This is a genomic window from Bradyrhizobium sp. NC92, assembly GCF_025200865.1.
GTDB lineage: Bacteria > Pseudomonadota > Alphaproteobacteria > Rhizobiales > Xanthobacteraceae > Bradyrhizobium.
Map to the genome: position 1 here is coordinate 6,746,068 of NZ_CP104171.1, position 19,208 is coordinate 6,765,275.

Here is a 19,208-nt window from a genome sequence, read left to right on the forward strand (position 1 = left end):
GCGATGAACGTCAGTGATTTTGCGGAAGCGGGACAGCTTTGAATTCCTCTGCCGCCCGCTTCACTGCGCGTTCGATGGGGACTCTTTCCATGGAGGAAGCGCCAACAAAGCCCACACACTGCGTCGACCGGTAAACCTCGGCCGTATCCTGCGGCTCCGCGATCGCGCCGCCATGGCAAAGCAGGATGACGTCGGACCGGACGGTTCGCGCCGCCGTATTGATGGCATTGATGCGCCTGATCGCCTCTTGAATTGACTGTCCTTCCTCATGGCCAGCCAGGCCGCCGCGGGTTGCGCCGACATGTGGTACGATGCAATCGGCACCTGCACCTGCCATGGCTTTGGCATCTTCGGCGCTTGCGACATAGGCAAGCGAGAAGATGTTCTTCTTGCGGGCAGTCGCAATCATCTCGACTTCGCGTTCGAAGCCCAGCCCGACGCGGCCACGGCGATCACGCCATTTTTCACCCATGGTGGAGATGGTGGGATAGTTGATGAGGCCGGAGAAGCCGGCTGCCCAGAACTTGTCGAGAAGCGCATCAAGGTCGAGCCGGAGAGGATCCCACGCCTCGACCCCGCCTATGACCGGCACAGAAGAGACGACATTGCGGATTTCCGCTGCAAGATTGAGCGTGCGTGCATTGGAATCGCCAATCCGGCTCGTCGGAAGCCCCATGAGGCGCGACAGCCCGGTGCTGTAGACCACCAGCATGTCGGCACCTCCGAGGACGGCACATTTGGCAACCAGGCCGCAACTGCTCCCGGCGGCAAGGACTGCCTTTCGTGCCGCGACCTGGCTTGCGATCTTGGACAGAATTTCGCCCCGCTCAAACATTCGCATCACGATCGGTCTCCGTGCCCAGCTGTTTAAGGATCCAGGTCGCTGCAGCCGCGGCAAACTCGGGATCGTTGATGTGGCAGTTCAGTTCGCGGACGGCGATCGCCGGCTCGAGACTGTCCTTGAGCGCATCGAGCCAAGCCTTGTCGGCCTCGGGATTGCGAAAAATGCCGCCCTCCCTGTCGTAATCGGAAACGCCCTTCGCAGGCCAAAGGACGACTGCAGGCCCCTTCGCGCGCGACAGCCGCTCCGCTGTGAGCCGGCCGATGCGCGCGTTCTCGGAAGGCGTCGTACGCATGAGCGTTGTGTAGGGTGTATGGGAGTAGAACTGGCGACCGCGAAATTGATCAGGGACGCTCGAGGGCGGCCCAAAATTCACCATGTCGACTGCACCAGGTGCGATCACTTGCGGGATCAATCGGTCTGACGCTGCTTTGAGCCGATCCGGCCCGGCGCCAGCTGTCCCCCCAAAGAGTTCGTCGGCGAGCTCTGTTGTGGTCAGATCAATGACTGCATCGAATTCGCCGGCCGCGATCAGCTGCTCCATTTTGCGGCCGCCCGCGCCGTTGGCGGGAAAGACAATCGCATCTACCCCGGACTCGGCAAGGTGCGCCACGCACTGATGTGCAGCGGGCGTCGTCACACCGAAGGCTGTGATCGCAATGATCTTCCTTTTGCGCACAGCTTGAGCCGGCCTATAGTGCATGGCCGCAACCGCCCGCCCTGCATTCTCCAGCACCCTTTCGGTAAAAGCGTTGATCCCGAAGAGATCGACGAGCGTTGGATAGAGGATGATGTCGTTATGAATCGCCAATTCGGCGAGTAGCGCAGGCCTTGCGCTGCTGACCAGCAGCTTGGGAAAGCCATAAGGCAAATCGGATACAACCGTGCCGAAAGCCGCACTCCCTTTCCCACCCGCAACGCCAACGATCGCGCTGGTCGCACGTGATCGTACGAGATCACGAACCCGTGTGCGCGCTGTCGCCGCTATCTCCTTCAAGAGCTCGGCGGGTGAGGCGACGCGAGCGCTGCTGCCGGCGGTTCCGCCGGCCGTCCTCGATGTGCCGACGTCGATCAGGACGGTCTGGCGGCCGGATCTCGCAATGATATCGGCGAGATAGGACGCTTCGCAGCCCTTGGTATCGAGCGTCGCTACAATCGCGACCGCGTCCTCAAGCTCGGGCGGATCACCATCGCGGACCGGCCCGTTGTCGCCCATGCAACGGTGAGACACGATCTTTCTCCCGACTTTCCTAATAGCGGGCGGTCTAGACCGAGCTGAAGCCGCGCATAAGATCGGTGAAAGGTGCAGGTGGGTAAGATTGGGTACCGCTAGAACTTTGGGTGCCGTCTGCGGATTTCTTCCGGAAGGCACCATGCTCCCCATGCTGATTTGACCGCGCTGGTCCGATCCGCGCTGACGCGCGCGAACTCAGCCGAAAACAAGAAAACTCGCAGATGGTCCAGGCCGCAGCACCGACCGTCTCGTCCTCGTCCTCAAAGCCGATGCCGAAGCGCGTGACCGCTGACTGCATGGCGCAGCCAATGGTGCGACGGCAAACGCAGGAAAGCTCGGCGCTTAAGATAACGATGTCGTCGACGTGACCAGCATGTTGTTCCTGCTCATGAACATCGGCAAAGGAGGACCGCCTTATCTGGATCTTTCGTGGGGGCTCGCACTTCGCCCTGTTTTTCGGCTTCAACGCGCCGGCCTCTTTCCTTTGCCCGACACGCAGCGGGATCTGGGCACTTTAAAAGCTGCGGCGTGCCCTTGACGGGCAAGTGCATAACTCTCCATCAGCAAGACGCCCAGCGGCGTCGACTGCGGTTCTGGCAGAGCCTCCGTGTTGCCTCTCCAGCCAAATATTGTGGACCAATTCACACAACCGAAGGCAGAATCGCGGATAGTATGCCTTCAAGCAGAGGCGACGTGTCATCAGCATTTCTTCCGAATCGTAGATGACGAGGAACAGATTCGGACCGTGGCCCGTACTCAAAGGAGATGAGCATGCGCTCCCTTGTCCATATCCCGGCACTCGCCCTGGCGTTGGCATCAATGGCTACGGAGGCATCCGCCTGGTGGGACGCCGGCCACATGCAAATCGCCTATGTCGCATACAAGAAGCTCGAAGGCCCGGTGAAGGACAAAGTCGACGCGCTCCTCAAGCTCAACAAGGATTATGCCAAGTGGACGGCAGGCGCGCCAGACGAGCGCACAGCAAAGCTCTACGCATTCGTGCACGCCGCAACATGGGCGGATGACATCAAAACAAAGGAATATAACTATACGCGCGACAAGGTCGACAGTCCGACTGCGGGACAGAACATCGGCTACACCGATCACAATCAGCACGCATACTGGCACTACAAGGATACGAATTTCTCGCCAGACGGCACACCGCTTCCACAGCCTAATCCCGTCGATCTCGTTACCCAGCTCAAGTTGATGATCGCGGCACTTCCGCCATCATCCGGCGCAACCGACGACGTCCGTTCGTACGATCTCGCCTGGACGTTGCATCTGGTCGGGGATGCGCACCAGCCACTTCATGCGATCGGCCGCTACACGCGACAAATCCCGAGCGGAGATGCAGGCGGTAACGCCGAGCAGGTGATTCCGGCCAACGGTGACACCATGGCGCTTCATGCCTACTGGGACAGCCTTTTCGGCGGGTATGTCTCTCCCTACGGTGCGGTCTTCGACGCCGACGATAAGGATGGCCTTGCGCATATCTCCGTCAACGAGGCTTCCGCGCAAATCTCCGATCCCCAGGCATGGATTGACGAGAGCGCGGAACTCGCCAAGCAATATGCCTATGCCGCCCCGGTGAGCCTGGGACCCAACCCGGTGCTCCTCACGCGCGACTACGAGACCAACGCTCGCAACATCGCACGAAGCCAGGCGGCGCTGGGAGCTGCGCGACTGGCGCGTCTCCTCAATGTTGCCCTGAAATAGCGGCCTTGGGGGCAACACGTGCGACACAGCCGCTCCGCCAGCGTCGGCGTACTTTATTTTCTCGGCGATGGCCGGACAAGAGCGGGAAGAGTGAGCCGAGCCGAACGCTCAGCGGCCGCTCACTGGGTGCGGAAGTCGTCTGGGACACAACCGTAAAGTGCCGATCGCACCCGACAATCGGCAACTTATCTAACCTGCCCCGCGATAAGCACGCCGCAAGCAAGCGGATCACGATCTGGGTGTCGGTGATGTCGACGACTTCCTTGCGCGTCCTGCCGTCATCGTACCGCAATTCGAACCTCACTTTCGATGCAGATGGGACAAAGGGCTCAGGCATAAGGCTTGTCCACCCCTCCCCAAAATCCAGAATGATCGGTCCGTCCGCCCTGAATCGGGCGTCAAGCAGCACGCCATCACATGACCAGATACCCAGGGTGTGAGCGAACGTCTCCATGACGCCACCGTGACAGATCCGCCGGAAGACGGGTTCGTCGGCGGCTCAACGTGCGGCTCCAGTCTCTCCGATCGAACCTGGTGGGCAAGGATCGCCGCAGCCGCGCGGACCGCCCCACAAAGTCCCAGGTCGATCCCGCACGAGTATACCACGGTCCACGGATGCGGCTGATCGAGCCATGTGGTCCCGCTCGGCGCCGGCTCGAAGCGGCCACCGGCCGCGTGCGCAGCGCCTCATGGCGCGCCAACACACGGTCCAGGCTACGCTGCCAGGCGCTGCGGTCGAGCCCACCCTTGAGCCGCCACCCAAGCGGAATGTGATGTTCGTGCTGCTCTGATCCAGCTGCGCCAAAAACCACAGCCGCTGCTGCGCAAACGACAGCACAAGCGGCGCGTCACGCGACACCGGCGCAATGGCTGGCAGGTCTTGCGCGCCGGAGCGGCTCAACTCATCCATGATATTCGCGGCCAGATCGGCCAGCACCGGTTTGGCAAACAGCGTGGTCAGCGGCAGTGTGAAGGCAATGGCCTGCCAGACTCGGCTCAACAGTTGCACCGCCAGCAGCGAGTGCCCGCCGAGCGCAAAGAAGTGGTCGTGGCGTCCGACCCGCTCAACACCCAGAAGCTCGGCCCAGATCTGTGCCAGCGTGGTCTCGATCTCGCCTTGCGGCTCCTCATAGGCGGCGCGCGCATACGCCTCATCGTCCGGCGCAGCCAGCGCCTTGCGGTCCAGCTTGCCGTTCACCGTCAGCGGCAGCGCCGCCAGCCGCACGAACGCCGATGGCACCATGTACGCCGGCAGGTGCGCACTTAGGTGCGCGCGCAAGGCGCCGGCAAGCTCGCTTCCCTCCAGCCCGTTCGAAGCTGCTTCCGGCGCGCACACCACATAGCCGACAAGACGCTGCTCGCCGCCGGGGCCCTCGTGCGCCACCACCACCGCCTCGCGCACGAACGGGTGCTCGCAAAGCCGCGCCGCGATCTCGCCCGGCTCGATCCGGAAGCCGCGGATCTTCACCTGTTCGTCGTTGCGGCCCAAAAACTCCAGATTGCCGTCCGGCAGGTAGCGTGCCAGGTCGCCGGTCCGGTACAGCCGGTCGCCCTCGACAAAGGGACTGGCGATGAACCGCTCCGCTGTCAGCTCAGGGCGGTTCAGATAGCCGCGCGCCACCCCCGCCCCGCCGACGTAGAGCTCCCCCACCGCGCCAAACGGCACCGGTGCCCCATGACCGTCCAGCAGATAGACCACCGAATTCCGGATTGGTCGTCCCAGTGGCACCCGCTGCTGGCCGTCGAAGCCAGCAGGCACCAGGTAGCAGAGACTGAAGGTGGTGTTCTCATCGGGCCGTAGCCATTTGAGATTCGCAGCGTCGGATGTCGCGTCTGACATGCTCTGATGGAACTGGCTGAGACCTCTTCGCCCCCGACCAGCAGTTGCTGCAGCCCACTGGTGCTCCGCCCCTCCCCGACATAGACGTCGAACAACCGCGCAGTCATCCAAGCGATAGTGATGCCTTGGTCTTGGATGATCCGGGCCAGCGTTGCCGTCGAGAGATAGCGTTCAGGATAGAGCACAACACTGGCGCCGTTCGCCAAGGCTCCCCAGACTTCGAACGTGGTCGCATCGAATGTCCGCGAGGAAGCGCTGAGAAAAACGTCCTGCGGCGAGATCTCGACGAAATCGTTCTCCGCCACCAGACGCACCACTCCGCGATGCTCGACCATGACCCCCTTGGGGGTGCCTGTTGATCCGGAGGTGTAGATCACATAGGCGAGATGGCGCGAGGTGAGGCCAAGCGCGCGCGGGTCCGGATCCGACGCCGGCAGGTTTGCCCACGCCGGCATGGCCGCCTCCAGATCCACCACGCTCACATCGACCAGCGCATCGGCGCCCAGCGCGGATCGGCCGGCCGCATCAGCCAGCAGGAGCCGCGGCGCCGCATCGTCGAGAACCTGCCGCAGCCGCGCCGGTGGATAGGCCGGGTCCAGCGGCAGGTACGCCGCGCCCGCCTTGAGGATCGCTAAAAGCCCGACCCACCATCGCCACGTTGCGCGCAACGCAGATCGCCAGCGGCTGGTCCGGGCTGACCCCGAGCCCGATCAGATGATGCGCCAGGCGGTTGGCCCGCGCATTCAGCTCGCCATAGCTTAGCCGCTCCTCCTCATGGACCACCGCCACCGCGTCCGGCGCACGGCGAACCTGTGCCTCGAACAGCTCGTGGATGCACACGTCCGACGGATAGGCCGATGCCGTCCGGTTCAGGTCCTCCAGCAGATACGCGCGCTCAGCGGATGACAAGAGTTCAATCCGCCCCACCGGCTGCCGCGGATCTTCCTTCACAGCACATAGCAAATTTTGCAAATGCTGGGTCATACGGTCGATATGCTTGGGCTCCAAGCGACTTGCATCAAAGTGCCATCGAAAGCTGCCCTCTAGAGCGCAAACCTCAAATGTTAACGCCTCACCGGGCAGGGCTGCCTCAGAAGTCGAGCTCGAAGCTAGGTCACCAGTCGCAGACTCGCCACTTACAGTAAGCATAACGCCAACGGGCCAGGGCCGGCGCAATCGTAACGCGTCCATACCGAGCAACGTTGGGCAGCGCGCGATAAGATCTCGCGCGAAGCTATCCTGCTCCTTCAGCTGAGCGAATTCGGCCGCCACCACCGTGCGCGCCTCTGCAAACTCATTCTCGAGATCGATGGTAATTGCCATCGGCACGACAGAAGCGACAAGCACCTCGAGCGCTTTCAAGCCCGCTCGCGATCCACTTGGCGCGGGAGTCCATCCCAATTGAAGCTCTAACTCTCCCGTGATGCGGGCTAGGTAGATCAGCCAAGCCGTTAGCAAGAATTCCGTGCGATGACTGGGAGACAGCTCAGCCAAAGCACCTGGAATTCGCCATGAACTCAACTGCCATTGAGGTGCAGCCAAAGCTACTGAAGACGACAAAAAGGAAAGCTGGGATGTTTTGAACTGTTCAAGCCGCCGTCGCCAAAAACTCTCACGAGGCGCCAACATTTCATGCGCAACCGCTATGCTCCGCGCCTCGTCATCGCTCAGAATCGGGAGGCGGTCGCCTACATCGGAATCAGAACGCCTCGCGAGTGCCCGCGCATCCAGAGCCCTACCATCCAAGCTGCTAAGCCAAATATCAACATCCTCTGTCTCTGTCGCCACACGCCAGTGGCTGGGGTAGATCTCAACTAAAGCCCCCGCAGCAAAACCCGAGCGCCGAGCCGTCACCTCCAAGCGCCTGACGACGACAACGTCATCGCCTACGAGAGCCTTGGACAACCCCAATGGATTGGTATGATACGGGCCAAAGTCTAAGGCGCGCGTCATCGCTTCCAGATCTTGTGCGGATCGATCCCATCGCAGACAGCCCGCAGCATCTGGGCGTCGACTTTTCGGAAAAAAGCTTCGGTCCGCTAGCGCTTGCGGACGAGCACTAAGCTCTCCATTTGTTAAGCCAGTTAGAAGCTCGCGGAAGCCATCGATAGCAGCCTCATAACATTTGAGATTCAGCGTCAGCGCAGTATCGGTCGCCACAATCAACACTCGGCGTTGGACGACCAGCTCACCAGTACCAACACCGTGATCGATACGATGCCACGTGATGCCATGTTCGGTCTCACGGGCAAGAAGCGCCCAAGACGTCGCATGAGTTCCGGCATATCGCGGCAACGGACCGTCGTGGTAATTGAAAGCGCCTCTACGCGCTTTCCCAAACACATCTGCTGGCAATATGAACGGATTGGCAACGGAAAATATCCACTCGACTGGCTCGGCGTTGAGCAGCGCAGATAGCTCTTCAATGCTCGTCACACACAAGATATCGGCGAGAGCGGCCCAATCGCGGAATATGGCGTCGGCACACAGCGCCGCCCGGATCACGTGGCCCGTCTCCATCGCTAGCTGAGCACATCTAACAGCTAGCGTACCACCACCAACAAAGATGCAAGAGCCAACTGGTGTAGCAAGTTTCATCTGAACTCTTAGACAGGGGTTACGATGAAGGCCGTAACGGATCACCCCGCATTTCAAGCAATCGCCATACCAATGACGTACTGTGAGCGCTTCCTGAAGAAATAACGCGCGCCTCGCTCGGAGTGCCGCCGTCGGACTTGGGACATCGATGTCCTGAACCAGACACAGCTCAGCACAACAATACGGATGTTATTGGCGACGATCACGGCATGGGCGTCCGTAAAGTCGTCGAAAGATCTGCAACAGCCGCCGTCATCACCGCGCGTACAGCAGACTCTCCTTGGCGCTCACGTTAAGTAGCGGACGCGCCCATGACCTTCTGCGAGCCATTCTGAAGAAAACAATTCGCTTCTCGCCGGGCTGCCAGAATGTTGCCGTCATACCGTCCGGCTTGGGACATTAACGCCTTGAACCGAACAGAGCTCAACACAACAGCACGCGCCGTCAACAGCGACGACCACTCAAGATCGGGCGCCCGCGCCTTGCCCGAATTGCCTTTTGCGAGAAAAAATGCTCGCCGCTGCTCTCTCCAGGTGGTCTGCTCGTCGAGTGAGGGAGGGTCCTGCGGCAGGGATTCCGCTCGATGTTGCAAAGTTCGCCACGCATCGCGTTTTCGCAGATTGGCCCGGAGCTCGGCACTAAGTAGCGTTTTCGCTTAATGCCCGCTAACGTCTGTGGCACGGCCCTTGCTCGTGAGGCGACGAATGCGACGAAGAACGGGTCCACGGCGAATGTCGCAACCACAACTGACTCCTGATCTCTCACATCGGCGCATGCTGTTGACCCTTGGGTGCAGCGGCTTGGATGTGACTTGCGTGATCGAGGCACTCAGTCGAGACTTTGTCATTTTGATTCGTAATGTCTCACCGAGCGAGTCGGACGGCCTCGTACATCATATTGCCGGTGAACTGGGATTGCAAAAAAAGCTAGAGCTGGAGGCCGGCTTTTCCGATTTTCTTGGTCATCGACGGCGGATCAACAAATACTTCATGAGCGTTAATTCCCGAGATGATTATCAGTTTGTCACCCCGCATTCCGAAGGAGATAGAATATCTAATATGCAATTGTCGTGCTTTTATTGTTTCGAGAATAGTAAAGACGGAGGAGAAACAATCCTATTGAACATCGACGACACAAGTGAGGCATGGGGACTTTTACGAGAAAAAACGACAAAAATATTACCTGGATCAAAGCCATTGTCTCGGGGCATGATCACTCGTGCAAAAGCACTTTATCGTCTGAGCTCGCCGGATGACTGACCAAATAGTAGCCGAGGTGAAATCCGAGATCCCGGGCCTTTTGCTGGCGATTGTTATGGCAAGGCCGAAAAGAAGCTTTTCCCTTCTCCTAGGGCGCGATGTGAATGTCCTTTGGGATAACATTGGTAGTGTTGACCAAAGCTGTCTTCACTTTTTCGTTCGGATGTTGCAGGAGCGCGAACTTCTCAAGGTCCCGCCGAACGGTTTTGAGTTGCACCAACTGGACCCCGTTAATGCAGGACGGAGCTGGTGTTCAGGCGCCGATTACGAAAAACTTTTTTGTGACGAGATTATTCTCAAGCTAAAGCCAGGGGACCTTGTTATTCTGAACAACCTAACTTGGGCGCATGCGGTGAACAATTGGACGTCGGCACCGGGCACTCGAAAGATAGCCGTGGCATTGGCCTAGCGTAGTCCCCACTTTTCCTGAAAGTTGAGTCTTGCTGACCTGCCCCTGAATTTTCATCCAGCGGCAGTTAGAGTCTCGGGGTTTTGTGAAACGCTCCCCAAAACTAGGCCAGCCAGAGCTCGAATTTTCCGGGTTCGGCTCATGCCGGCGGGGGCGCCGATGAGCCATTCAACAGCGATATCGGCGCCTTGTTGCCAATCGCGCTGTGTGGGCGGACTTCGTTGTACAACAAGGCTCAAGAACGCCCACAGGATCGTTCTTCGCGAGGCCCTGGTTTGGTCGCCGAGTTTGCGTTCATGGAAGGGTCGAGAAGGCTAATGATGTCGCTTTCCGCTGCTCTCTTGATGGATCGAAAATAGATCGTTGCCTGGAAGTTCCAGCGTGGATGTTCGACCGGACGGCATGCCCTGACGCTGAGCCTTTGACAGCTCAGCCGTTTGTCAGCATTGACGCACTTGCTGCGCTCTCTGCGCTTCTCGATCTGGCGTTGAAGGATCGAACGCCATCAGCTGCCCTGCTTTCTGGCGCATCTAGCAGCCTCTCACGACCAAAATGGGGGAGAGACTCATGTCACGGCAGACGGCAGTGCCAGCGAGCGGATACCGACACAATCGACAACCGCGGCAGCAGCAGATGGATCTGTTCGGGAGTGGCCGGTCGAACGGCGCCATCGGCGCGCCCACATGGGTGGATCTGCCCGCAGAAGCGCGGGCAGCGCTCACGAGCCTGATCACGCAGTTGATCCCCGACCATGCAGCGATGACAGCGATGACAGCGACGCCGCCCGCGAAGGAGGTCGATCATGATCTCTGACAAGATCAGGCCTCATCATCTGGAGAAGGCGATTCTGTACGCGCATCAGTCTTCGGCCCATCAGGTGTTGCACAATAGCGAGAGCAGCGCGCTGCAATACGCCATGCGAGACCGGCTGATGGCCCTCGGGTGGTCAGAGTTTGAAGTGATCGATGATGATCTCGGTCGTTCAGCCGCCGGCGGCATACAACGTGCCGGATTCAAGCGAGTGGTGGCGGAGGTCTGCCTCGGCAAGGTTGGTGCGGTTTGCGCCCGCGAAGTCTCGCGCTTCGCCCGCAACCGCCGGGCTTGGCAGCAACTCATCGAGATGTGCCGCGTGGTCGATACCGTTCTGGTCGATCAAGAGACCATCTATGCGCCAAGGCACGGCAACGACCGCCTGCTGCTCGGGCTCAAGGGTAGCCTCAACGAGTACGAGCTGGATCTGTTGCGCCAGCGCTCGCTCTCGGCCCGATACGAGAAGGCGCGCCGGGGCGAGTTGATTGTGACAGCGCCGGTTGGCTTCGTAAAAGGCCGGCGACCATTATGAGAAAGACCCGGATCGGCGCGTCCAGGAAGCAATCAACCTGGTGTTCGACGAGGTCGAGGAACTGGGCAGCGCGCGACAGGCGCTCTGCTGGCTCCACGAGTACAATCGATTTGCCGGTGCAGACCAACCGCCGACACGGCCTGACGGCAACCAAACTACTCCGCCATCCACCGGATCATTGAGAACCCGGTCTACGACGGCGCCTATGCCTATGGTAAGACAGCTGTGGCGGCGGGATACAGCACCGCGGGCGTGAGCGTGAAGATCCGCCGGAAGGCGCGGAACGAATGGCTGACGCTGAAGCCCAACACTCACGAAGGGTATGTGAGCTGGGAGAAGTTCGAGGCGATTCGCACCATGATCAGCAGCAATGTTCCCACCGGTCGGCATCACGGCGCGCCCAAGCATGGTGACGCGCTGCTGGCCGGTCTGATCTGGTGCAAGCGCTGCGGCCGCAAGCTCACACTCCGGTACTCCGGCATGGCACTATTACTACTGAGTCAGCCGGTCGCAGCCTGTTGAGACAGAGAATCAAATAATTGAAGAGATTCGTTCTTTGGCGCTAGGAGAGCCAGATGGATCTCGATCGGAGTGGAGCTAGCGAAACTAGGTTTGCGGAATATTTGGCGGGGCTTGGGAGCGTGATCGGTCACGCGGAGCGGACGAGACCGCTGCGCGACTATTGCACCGGGCTGATGTTGCCGGGTGAGCGCAAGAGCGTTGAACCGATGGCGGCACGGACGGCTCCGTCGCGCACGGCGGCCCAGCACCAGTCGCTGCTGCATTTTGTCGCCAACGCAGACTGGTCGGACGAAGATGTGCTGGCCAAGGTGCGAGAGCTGGTGTTGCCTGCGATCGAGAAGAGCGGACCGATCGAGGCCTGGATCATCGACGACACCTCGTTCCCCAAAAAAGGCAAGCATTCGGTCGGCGTGCATCACCAATATTGCGGGCAACTCGGCAAGCAGGCCAATTGCCAGGTGGCGGTGTCGCTGTCGATCGCCAACCGGTCTGCCAGCCTGCCGGTGGCCTATCGGCTGTATCTGTCGCAGGAGTGGGCCAAGGACCGCGTGCGACGGAAGAAGGTGGGCATTCCAAAGGAGATCAAGTTCAAGACCAAGTCGCAGATCGCGCTGGAGCAGATCCGAAGGGCCTGCGAGGCCGGCCTGCCGCGCGGCGTCGGACTGATGGACGCAGCCTATGGCAGGGACTCGCAGCTGCGCGCGGGCATGACGGAACTGGGGGTGACCTACGTGGTCGGCATCGTGCCGACCATCTTGATGTGGGCGCCAGGTAGCGGCCCGCGGCGGATGGACAAGCCAATGAACAACACGGGCCGCCGCGACGAGCCTGATCTGGTCTCGGCTAAGAAGGTGGCACTCGCTCTGCCCAAGCAGGCCTGGCGCACAGTGACGTGGCGCGAAGGCTCGGCTGCGAAGTTGTCCTCGCGCTTCGCGCGTGTGCGCGTCCGGGTCGGATACAACAAGCTGATCCCAGAGACATCGTCGCCCGAGTGGTTGTTGATCGAATGGCCGGAGGGCGAAGCAGAGCCCACCAGATACTGGCTGTCGACGTTGCCCGAGACCATCGACATCCAGCAACTCGTCGACATGGCCAAGCTGCGCTGGCGCATCGAGCGCGACTATCAGGAACTGAAGCAGGAGGTCGGGCTCGGTCACTACGAGGGACGCGGCTGGCGCGGCTTCCATCATCACGCAACAATGTGCATCGCAGCCTACGGGTTCCTGATCGCCGAGCAGGCGACGATTCCCCCCTCAGGATCTCGTTGCGCCGCGCCAGTCCCGGTCCCTCGCTTACCCGACGATTATCGACCCCGAGGCTCCGCCCATGCGGCCTGAACGCCATGTCCCGAAATCCATCGCTACCATGCGCAATAGATTGACCTGCGGCCTCATCAAATACTTGCCGCGATGCCCGTGCTGTGGCTCCCCGACAGCTTCAAATGGACGTCGATGCCCATGACGCAGTAGTACTATATCACGCTACAGCTGCAGCCGCGCCTGGATGGACAATGGCGGGGCCCACTGCATCGCCTTCGGCGGATTGCGTGTCGATGATGCCCGCCGTGGCGGAAGAGTTCGTCACGAGCCTGCAGATAGCCCTGATCGCGTTGGCCGGTCGCGGCTTCTATCTGCTGCCGTCGCACGTGCATTTGAACATCTCGATCTCCGGGAAGCGGCCTCGCGTCAAGATCAACGAGAGCGGAATGGGCGACGGTACCGTGACAGTCGAGCTTGGAATTCGCGGAGAATTGCCCGGAGCGCACCTGCGTCGTTGGTCGTTTGAAACTCTCGCGTCGATCGCCGGAGCACTCAATTTGCTCTCGGTCGTCCCGATCGAGCGTTGGAATCCATGGCGAAGGAAACCTTCCTCGACGTCGCCGGCAAAATCCACGTCGCACTCCCTTAGCGCGAACTCCATCGAACGTGGGTCAGCCCATACTCAAAATATCTCTCGTAAAGTTGGCCGCACGCCAATTGCGCAAGCGGCCTTCCAATCGCACAACATGCCTCGTAATGCGGCTTACTGGATTTCCGCATGTCCGATCTCGAGTTGTGCGCCCTCTCCTGTTCCACGCGCCTTGTCAGGAACGACCTCGATTTTCAGCTTCACCGGATCAGCGGCCAGTTCCTTCGGAAGCGGAAAGCTGAACACTCTCGGCCGTGACGTCGCGGCCTTGAAAACCCTATCCGGAAACACACCGAGAGGTCCCGATCTCCTGCTCCGTCCCGTCAACCTTCTGCACCTTCACGACCCCGAGGACGGTGCCCTCCTGCGCGGGCTGGTAGCCGGTGACGTGAACCACGACGCGGGGCGGCGGCTTGTCCGCCGCAACAGCATCCGCCTGCGGCTTGGCCGCCGCCGCCGTCACGATCGCAGGTTTGCCGACGGTCGCGATCAATGGGTCACCCTCCGCGGGAAGCGCTGCGGTCACGGCAAAGATCGCGAGCGCACTTCCCGCACCAATGATCAAACTACGACGAACGTCCATGGCCCCGGTCCATCAGCTTTCGCGTCGCCAGCAATGCCTGATGTGGGATCACGCCGAGACGAAAGCAACTTCCACGCTGGCCGGCTCGGCGCTGCCGTCCGCGTTGCCGCCCGCCCGCAGCGCTGCCGGCTGGATCTGCACCCGCAACTTGCCGGGGGGTGTCGCCGAGGGGCCGTAGACCCGCGAAATCGCCGCGGTGAGATCGACGCCGATGGAGGGCTTTTTCGGCTCGCCTCCGCCGTGGGCGTGGCCGCCGTGCGCGCCGAAGAAGCCGAACGATCCGACATAATGCCGGTCGGTGGTCGGCGTGCTCGCTGTCAGATAATCGCAGTTCAGGAACGCGCGATATTCGATGTTGGTGTTCTTGCCGACATCAAAGTCGCGCAAGAAAGCAAAACAGCGCGGTCCATTGAGATAGTGCTGGCGAGCGCTGGCGAGGCTCAAAGTCTCGAAGCCGCTCGGCAGCGATGGGCGAGCGGCCACGGGCGCAAGCGCCGCGGCATCAACATCGACCGGGATCTCCAGATATTTCGCGACCGCGGCCGGCTGCGTCACCGAAGCCGAATATGATGCTATACCGGCAGGCCTGGCGGCACCCTTCGGCGTGGCCCAAAGGCGGTAAATTTGTTGGATCGTAGAGCAAGCTCGGTCGACACGCCCGTGAGAGCTGCTACCGTCGCGATGGGCGTCTCGACGTAGGTGTAACCAAGGGGCTCTGGCATCAGCAGATCAGACACCTGCGGCGAAGAAGTTGTTCTGGAATGTCATGCCGCTCCACAGTGGATCGGGAGAACCCGCGCCCCCGCCCTGCCTCCATAGCCACCAGAAGCGGTCGATATTGCAGTGGTGCATCATGAAGATCGGGTCGCGCGATGAACCGACCCCAGCCATGATGCCGCCGACAAAATTGTGAACGTTGTTATGCGGGGTACCCTCGAGCGTTCCCTGGATGCCACAGAACTCGCAAACGACCCATGACTGGTCGACATTATACTGTCCGTCCGGGCGACTGGTACCAAAAGTCACGAACGGCGACTCCCGGAGAATCTGGTTGATGACCCCCTGTCTTACGATGCTGTCCGGCAGGGCGTCGGCCGGAGTCGCATCGCGCTCCTGTTCAAACAGGGAACTTGGCTGGCCGTTGAACGTCTTGTCCGTGAACGCCTGCGGCATCTGCCGATCGAGGGTCCAGTCCCAGTAAGGTAAAGCGAAGTCGTTGTTGCCGGTGAGTTGGCGTACCGCGCGCTGGTAATGAGAAGGTAGGCGCGATGCCAGGGCAGGAAATACCAATTGCCGTGCGGACACAGACCCCAGCCTTCATCATTGCCATGAATCGCAGCAAAGCTGGCCCAACTGATATCGCCGTTGGCGGCCTTCAAGAGGCGGACGCCGTCGCGCCACGTATGTAGGATCGGATCGTTGAGGGCCATGCCGTGAAGCGAGCGCCGCAATTTTGGCGCAGCAGGCGCGCCTTCCGCCCATGCTTCCATACCCGTAATGTTGGCCGCGATGACACCCGCACCGATCACGGCACCTTGCAGCAACACATCCCTGCGTGAAGTAGTCATGGCACCTCTCCCTGCAAATGCATCCAAAATTATATTGCCACACCAAAAGCTACCCAAGAATGCACCACAAATTCACGCCGCTCACAAATAGAAATCTTCGATTCGTGCTCACTCTGATGATTTTCTGCGCAGCATTGGCATTTCGTGACGAAACTCATCTCAAGGTCGTGAAGCCAAGAGGCGCGGACCATCCCGGCGCAATCTCGATAGGAGCTTGCCATGGGGCGGGCCTTCCGTTCATCTCAAAGGCACGCTTAGCGTCCAAACTTCCTCTACCGGCTCGAACCATCAGCCCGTAAGACAATCGCGCGGCGCTCTGCATGCCGATGACGCTCGCAAGACCCACAAAAGGTGCCGGAAATCGCACCTCTACGTCCTCCGTTTGTCAGATCCATTTCACCTCCCTGCTGAAGTGCGTCTTCATTGGAACGCTGTCGACAAAGGACACAACACTCTGACTCAATAGGACTAAAGATCGCGCAGCACCGTCTTCAAGTAATTGTATGCCTTGATGATCTCGATCAGGCGATCTTCGGTGGAGCGGTCACCGCCATTGGCGTCGGGATGATGCTGCTTAACCAACGCCCTGTACTTGGTCTTGAGGTCGCCGAGCGTGGCGTTGTGGTCGAGGCCCATGATCTGGAGCGCCTTGCGCTCGGCATTCATGACCTTGCGCGTCTCGGCCTTGGACTGTGAGTCCGAGTCGTAGTTGGCAGGGCCATCTCTCTCCGACAACATACTCGACGGATCGAAGGGACCGTCGATCTCCGCTTCCGCGACCTTCTTGACGCCGCCAATTGCTCCGATCTTCCACGTCGGAAGGTGGCCGGTCAGCGCATCCTTCTGATAGCGCGCAATAGCTTCGGCATTCATGCCAGAGAAAAAATTGTAATTCTGGTTGTACTCGCGCACGTGAACCAGGCAGAAATGCCAATACTTGCCCGGATTTTCGCGGCCCTTCGGCGCGCGATAAATACCCTTGTTCTGGCAGCCGATCTTTTCGCAGGCGACCACAGTCTCGCGCGGCATGGCTTGCTGCTTGGCTCGCGGCTTGATGCGGATTGAGTCGAAGAACTTAGACGAATCGATCGGAATGCCTGATGGTCGAACTCCGCAAGGAACTATCAGCACCCCGTCGTCGAGCGCGGCGCGGTGAACTTGATTGCTGCATTCCGATCGAAATGCTCTACCTTCTTCGCTCGATGAACATTCTTTTAGTCGTGGCTCTATTTTCAACGTCTTCCTCAGCTCTTTAGCAACATGGGCGCCTTTGTCGCCTATCAACGCTAGCAATTGATTTGCATGGCAAGAACATGTCACATAATTGCTTATGAATGCCGCGCCTGCCAAAGCGATCGCTTCAAGGGTTCGGCGTGCAAGATCAATCGCAACATTTTTGATCAACCGCCTCCTTCGTCGCTTGCCACGCGGCAATTAGGATGAAGCGCGCGTTGGTTCACCAAAAGTGTTACGTCGCAACTTCCCTGTCATGTCCGGGACGGAGCCACCCGATTAGCTCGACGGCGGTTAGCAAGAAAGATCAGCATCCGCGCGAACCGACAAATAACATCAGCCTCGCTAAGCGTTATCGAGCAGGCGGCAGGCTCGAGAAGGGATGGAGTACCGTTCGAGCTTTGCGAATGGCACGCCAAGCATGCGATCGAGCCCTTTTCAGTGAACAGATCATCGGAATTGGCCCGACCGCTGCGGCGTGCGGACCTTCCATTGGTGACGGAATGATTGTGCTATCGGACGCATCTGGCCGGCTTTGCTGCAGGCGGCTCGTCACGATGATCTCGTTTCTTGGTCCCAGCCCTCGAACCGCACGGCAGATTGAAGCCTTTAGTCGATGTGCGGGTGTTGATTTGGAGGTGAGCGCGGGCAACGATCGCATCCTTCTTCAAGGTCGACGTTGAGGGCGCCGAGCCCCATCTCTTTCGCGGTGCCGAGCACATTCTTGACCGAAACAATGCATTGCTGCTTGAATGCTAGTGTCGCCGTCGTATTTGCGGATGGGCAGATATGATGGGAAGTTCATATCCAACAGGAAGTTGCGACCGATCTCGATGTTAACAAGGCAACGCACCAGCGCCGAGATGATGATTAGTTGCTGCTGCAGCAATTTTCTCTTCTCAAAGGCAATAAGCCGTGCAGGAAAGTCGCCCGCTGATGCATCGGCCGCGGTAATCCCGCGTCAAGAAGCGCGTAGAATCGGCGACCACAATGTGGATGTCCGCCTGCCAAGCGACATCCTTCACTTCGTCGTTCTCTCTCCGAGATGACGCTGTCCATCACTTCGGGGAGCTCGATATGCTCGCGGAGCTGCTTCAGCTGGCTCAGGCAGATTCAAACGGCGGCGGCGCGCCCGGTGCCCATGAAGCCGCCCCAACTGGTCTGCTTCGATCTTTCAGCCGGCTTCGAAGAAACCATCAACGATCACAGGAATGTCCTTCTGCCGCTGCTCGGCGTCCTTGATCCTGTTCTAATTCCGTTGGCAAATACAAGAGAAACGATGAGCCTTTGCATCTCCTCGACTTCTCGATCGTGACTCGCCTCACCTTGCACCTCTCGCAGACTGTCGTGGTGATCGGAAGCGAACTCATGGATGTTTTGGTACCGCTCAACCTCTTCTGCCCGACAAGAGCGCAGCTTGTTTCCAAACATCATATATTACTGGCAGAACCTCTCGCTTGAGCTGATGGTCGGCCAATGGCGGCCGCCGGTGCACCGCTTGCTCGACGGATTTCGCTTTGATCGACATCAATGGCCGAGTCCAAGAAACTGCTCGTTAGATGCATACTTCGCCTTTTGAACGAAAGTAGTGGCCCGCGAAGAGCCGCGATCGAGGCAAAGATTATAGGTAATTGAAAGCCCGGCTAAGCGCTTACAAATCAACGGCATGGACAAGAACCCAATGCGCTGGCCCGACGGGAGCTTCTCGATTCAGGGCGCGGCGGCTGAGCTTGGAGTGACCCGGATCGAGCTCTCAGACATCAATTACTCATCATCGCAACCGGGTACGACGCACCGAGTGATCGAAGAACGAGGCACCATGAAGTCATCGGCTCTCCCATAGCTTCTTGCCATGTATCCATGGGACTTGGCTGGCTACGATGGTGGAGGCATGGCCATGGCGGTCCTCGAGCATTTTCAGTAGATCTCGCCGCTCGGCGGCGGTGAGCGCCGACAATCCACAATCGTCCAGTCACGTTGATCCTAGCGTGACCCGACGACTGCGGACCCAAACCGCTCACCGCCGCACAGCGCCGAGATCTCCTCGAGATCGTCGATGATCGGTATTCTTCCGTTGAGGCCGCCGCCCTCCGGCTTACGCCCACGCTTGCGCCGCGCCTGCCGAACCAAGCTTGTATGATCCTCTGCCATC

Annotated in this window: 15 protein-coding genes and 2 pseudogenes; 7 read left to right on the forward strand and 10 right to left on the reverse strand. The window is 59.7% G+C overall.

The window, feature by feature from the left end; genetic code table 11:
• Positions 1–10 precede the first annotated feature (10 nt).
• From N2602_RS31630 to N2602_RS31640, 3 genes are read right to left on the reverse strand one after another with little or no spacing between them, the layout of a single operon-like run.
• Positions 11–841, reverse strand: coding sequence for a phosphoenolpyruvate hydrolase family protein (locus tag N2602_RS31630; protein ID WP_260383744.1), 831 nt, complete (start codon positions 839–841; stop codon positions 11–13).
• Positions 828–2,072 carry a Tm-1-like ATP-binding domain-containing protein gene (locus N2602_RS31635; protein WP_260380529.1) on the reverse strand — a complete coding sequence of 415 codons (1,245 nt, stop codon included), beginning with the start codon at positions 2,070–2,072 and terminating at the stop codon, positions 828–830. The genes N2602_RS31630 and N2602_RS31635 overlap by 14 nt, the downstream gene beginning before the upstream one ends.
• 34 nt (positions 2,073–2,106) lie before the next feature.
• On the reverse strand, positions 2,107–2,541 hold the full coding sequence (locus N2602_RS31640; protein WP_260380530.1) for a hypothetical protein: 435 nt from the start codon (positions 2,539–2,541) through the stop codon (positions 2,107–2,109).
• Between the two features lie 305 nt (positions 2,542–2,846).
• Between N2602_RS31640 and N2602_RS31645 the strand changes: the two genes are divergently transcribed.
• A complete protein-coding gene (locus tag N2602_RS31645; protein ID WP_260380531.1) occupies positions 2,847–3,794 on the forward strand; it encodes a S1/P1 nuclease in 948 nt (315 codons plus the stop codon).
• A gap of 499 nt (positions 3,795–4,293) precedes the next feature.
• Here the strand turns inward: N2602_RS31645 and N2602_RS39010 are convergent, their stop codons facing one another.
• The 3 genes and pseudogenes from N2602_RS39010 to N2602_RS31660 form a co-directional block, all read right to left on the reverse strand.
• Complete coding sequence (locus N2602_RS39010) at positions 4,294–5,037, reverse strand: phosphopantetheine-binding protein (RefSeq protein WP_409241930.1); 744 nt, start codon at positions 5,035–5,037, stop codon at positions 4,294–4,296.
• Between the two features lie 3 nt (positions 5,038–5,040).
• Positions 5,041–6,263 (reverse strand): annotated as a pseudogene (locus N2602_RS31655) (amino acid adenylation domain-containing protein); the annotation flags it as partial.
• Positions 6,160–8,139 carry a formyltransferase family protein gene (locus N2602_RS31660; RefSeq protein WP_260380533.1) on the reverse strand — a complete coding sequence of 660 codons (1,980 nt, stop codon included), beginning with the start codon at positions 8,137–8,139 and terminating at the stop codon, positions 6,160–6,162. The pseudogene N2602_RS31655 and the gene N2602_RS31660, both read right to left, overlap by 104 nt.
• Before the next feature lie 908 nt (positions 8,140–9,047).
• Here N2602_RS31660 and N2602_RS31665 point away from each other — a divergent pair.
• From N2602_RS31665 to N2602_RS31690, 6 genes are all read left to right on the forward strand, one after another.
• Positions 9,048–9,491, forward strand: a complete 444-nt coding sequence (locus tag N2602_RS31665; RefSeq protein WP_260380534.1) for a hypothetical protein — start codon at positions 9,048–9,050, stop codon at positions 9,489–9,491.
• The gene (locus N2602_RS31670) at positions 9,484–9,900 is read left to right on the forward strand and encodes a hypothetical protein (protein WP_260380535.1); all 417 of its coding nucleotides are present in this window, start codon (positions 9,484–9,486) and stop codon (positions 9,898–9,900) included. The genes N2602_RS31665 and N2602_RS31670 overlap by 8 nt, the downstream gene beginning before the upstream one ends.
• Positions 9,901–10,467: 567 nt before the next feature.
• Positions 10,468–10,713, forward strand: a complete 246-nt coding sequence (locus N2602_RS31675; RefSeq protein WP_260380536.1) for a hypothetical protein — start codon at positions 10,468–10,470, stop codon at positions 10,711–10,713.
• On the forward strand, positions 10,703–11,242 hold the full coding sequence (locus N2602_RS31680) for a recombinase family protein (protein ID WP_260380537.1): 540 nt from the start codon (positions 10,703–10,705) through the stop codon (positions 11,240–11,242). The genes N2602_RS31675 and N2602_RS31680 overlap by 11 nt, the downstream gene beginning before the upstream one ends.
• 177 nt (positions 11,243–11,419) lie before the next feature.
• Entirely contained in the window at positions 11,420–11,764 is a 345-nt protein-coding gene (locus N2602_RS31685; protein ID WP_260383746.1) for a recombinase family protein, read from the forward strand.
• Between the two features lie 53 nt (positions 11,765–11,817).
• Positions 11,818–13,101: an IS701 family transposase gene (locus tag N2602_RS31690; protein ID WP_260380538.1), complete on the forward strand. Its 1,284-nt coding sequence runs from the start codon at positions 11,818–11,820 to the stop codon at positions 13,099–13,101.
• 848 nt (positions 13,102–13,949) lie between these two features.
• Here the strand turns inward: N2602_RS31690 and N2602_RS31695 are convergent.
• The 4 genes and pseudogenes from N2602_RS31695 to N2602_RS31710 all read right to left on the reverse strand — a co-directional run bounded on the left by N2602_RS31695 (position 13,950) and on the right by N2602_RS31710 (position 16,918).
• On the reverse strand, positions 13,950–14,255 hold the full coding sequence (locus N2602_RS31695; protein WP_260380539.1) for a hypothetical protein: 306 nt from the start codon (positions 14,253–14,255) through the stop codon (positions 13,950–13,952).
• Between the two features lie 48 nt (positions 14,256–14,303).
• Positions 14,304–14,810, reverse strand: coding sequence for a hypothetical protein (locus N2602_RS31700; RefSeq protein ID WP_260380540.1), 507 nt, complete (start codon positions 14,808–14,810; stop codon positions 14,304–14,306).
• Between the two features lie 174 nt (positions 14,811–14,984).
• Positions 14,985–15,823: pseudogene (locus N2602_RS31705) on the reverse strand (tyrosinase family protein).
• Positions 15,824–16,291: 468 nt separating this feature from the next.
• Positions 16,292–16,918, reverse strand: a complete 627-nt coding sequence (locus tag N2602_RS31710) for a J domain-containing protein (protein WP_260383747.1) — start codon at positions 16,916–16,918, stop codon at positions 16,292–16,294.
• Between the last annotated feature and the right edge of the window lie 2,290 nt (positions 16,919–19,208).